The following is a 2,160-nucleotide window of genomic DNA, read 5'->3' as shown; positions in this document are numbered from 1 at the left end:
AATTAGAGGGGGAAAGCTACCGACGACAGCAACAGCTTAAGCAGGCTGGAAAGAGTAAAAAGTAAGACCACCCAACCGGCCATCATAGTTGTCGCGGACCGGACAAGATAGTTGACGCCAGACAGTCATCCATCTGAGTCAGGCGGGACTGGCCTTTACGGACGAACTGAGGCTCGAAGGAACCGTCCCGGTCCCGAGGGGCCTGTATCGGTACTTCGCCGTGTTGGCCCTTCAGGCGCTTGGCAGAATAGCCGTTACGGCTGTTGCCGGTGCCACGGCCTTCAGGAGCGTGCTTCTCGTATCCAAGATGCTCATCCAGTTCGGCGTTGAGTGCGGTCTCGACGGTGAGCTTGACCAGCTGCTGTGTGAGGGCTCCGAGATCTTTTTCAGACTTGATGTCTTTGGCCAGTTCGGCGGCCATGGCTTTGAGTTTTTCTTGATCCACTTGTGTACCCACGATGGTATCCTTTTGAAAAGATTACTCAGTCGTGGGCAGTTACACAATTTGGTTTACAGCCTCTCGGTGCACCGCAAAGCCAAGGCGTTATCGCACCATCTGAATGTTCGCTTTGCTGTTAAAACGTAAATACAGGAGGTTACATGCAACGGATCGCATCACAAATTACTCTGGGGGTTAATCTGTTCTTCCTATCCTTGATCCCTAGCATTGCCCTTGCCGAAAACTCGGCCCCTGAAGACTATCTCGCCAATAAACCGCTGGTGTTGGAGGTTCGGTATTGTGAGTGTCAGGCCACAAAACCGGATAGCTTACCCTCTGATTTATTGCCAAGTTTTCTGGAGGAATCGGGATTTTTAAGGGTTAGCGTATCGAGCAAGGATAAAGGCTTTGCCTCTTCCAGTGAGTTGTCCATAGGTTATGAACTCAAGCCAATCATGGGCTCGTCCGACCAATTTCAGTTCAACTATGCTGGCAATTACACTACAAGCAATGGGAGCAGTGCTGGTAACGGGGAGTTGCTGTTGGTTCAGGGGCAGTGGGTCAACCTTTTCGGCTCACAGCATGAGAATGAAACTGGATCGCAACACAACAACGTTGCGGTGCGGTTGGCTAAACCCGGTGGTTCCTGATGGTAGGTTTTAACCAGTGCAGGCACGGCGACGCCTACTACATTGCGCCTTCGGCTCCATTCCGCAGGCGCGCATGCTGCAGGCGTTATATGCTAATCCAAGGGTCGTATAAATGGGTAAAATATTAAAATCTTCTGCTCTAATCTTTTTGTTCACCTCAACTGTTGGGTGTGCATTAAGCAGCGACATTCACAAAAAGACTTGTACCAGTGATTGGTATTCGCAAGTGGAAAAGCAAGTGACAACTGGAGACGGCAGAGGGCATGGGCCGGATTTGGGCTCTGGCGAATGGCGATCAGTAGTAGAGTTTAAGCTCGGAATTCGCGGCAATCCGGACGTACCGCCAAAGAATACGGATCAATGGTGTGATTATATTAATAGGAACTATATCAAATAGCGCACATAACAATGCGCTCAAATACGCTCCGCACCTGCGGGGCTGCGCCGGACACAAAAAACCGTGGTTCGTTTCACTCTACCACAGCCTTTTGTGCCGTTTAGCTTAGCGTTATGCCGCAATTCAAGGAGGTTCGAGATACCATGCGTTATTTATCTATTGTTTTCATTCTTTTCCTGTCCGCGTGCGCGCAATCATTGACCGATGATACCCAACCCACTGAGCAATCCAGCAATTCAAGCTCCTCTTTTACATACCAATGCAAAAGCGGGAAAACGATCAAGGCTTCATATCCCACGGACAGTACAGCCGTCGTGGAATACGACAATCGTGTCTTAGAAATGAAAATCGCGGTATCGGGAAGCGGTGCGCGTTATGTTGGTGAGAAGTTGGAGTGGTGGACAAAAGGCAGCGGACAACGCGCATCGGGCACATTGTTTCGTCACTTGGAAGATGGCACCCCGGGCGAAGCAGTCGAACATTGTGAGCAGATCGCTGATGCAGCATAACACATATGAGCCTTCTCGGAATCAACAGACAATAGTGATTTTTTGGCCGCACCAGCGGCCAACCTAAACCCATGAGCGAGAACGCCTGCTTCGCTAGTCTCGTCGAGCTGTCAGGCACTTACAGCAAACACATATAGGGGCTCTCTTACGTGGCTTTAGGCCACT

2 protein-coding genes and 1 pseudogene are annotated in these 2,160 nt (G+C 50.3%); 2 read left to right on the top strand and 1 reads right to left on the bottom strand.

The features are described from left to right. Positions 1–97: 97 nt before the first annotated feature. A pseudogene (locus LWH94_RS19040) lies at positions 98–445 on the bottom strand (transposase); the annotation flags it as partial. Between the two features lie 155 nt (positions 446–600). Here LWH94_RS19040 and LWH94_RS19035 point away from each other — a divergent pair. Then, positions 601–1,089 (top strand): hypothetical protein, encoded by a 489-nt coding sequence (locus tag LWH94_RS19035; protein ID WP_232903289.1) that lies wholly within the window; start codon positions 601–603, stop codon positions 1,087–1,089. 540 nt (positions 1,090–1,629) lie between these two features. Next, positions 1,630–1,995 (top strand): MliC family protein, encoded by a 366-nt coding sequence (locus LWH94_RS19030; protein WP_232903288.1) that lies wholly within the window; start codon positions 1,630–1,632, stop codon positions 1,993–1,995. Positions 1,996–2,160 lie beyond the last annotated feature (165 nt).

The organism is Marinobacter sp. G11 (assembly GCF_021282325.1).
GTDB classification, from domain to species: Bacteria; Pseudomonadota; Gammaproteobacteria; order Pseudomonadales; family Oleiphilaceae; genus Marinobacter; species Marinobacter vinifirmus.
The sequence above is the reverse complement of the archived record's forward strand: the minus strand, read 5'-3'. Positions and strand labels throughout refer to the sequence as shown.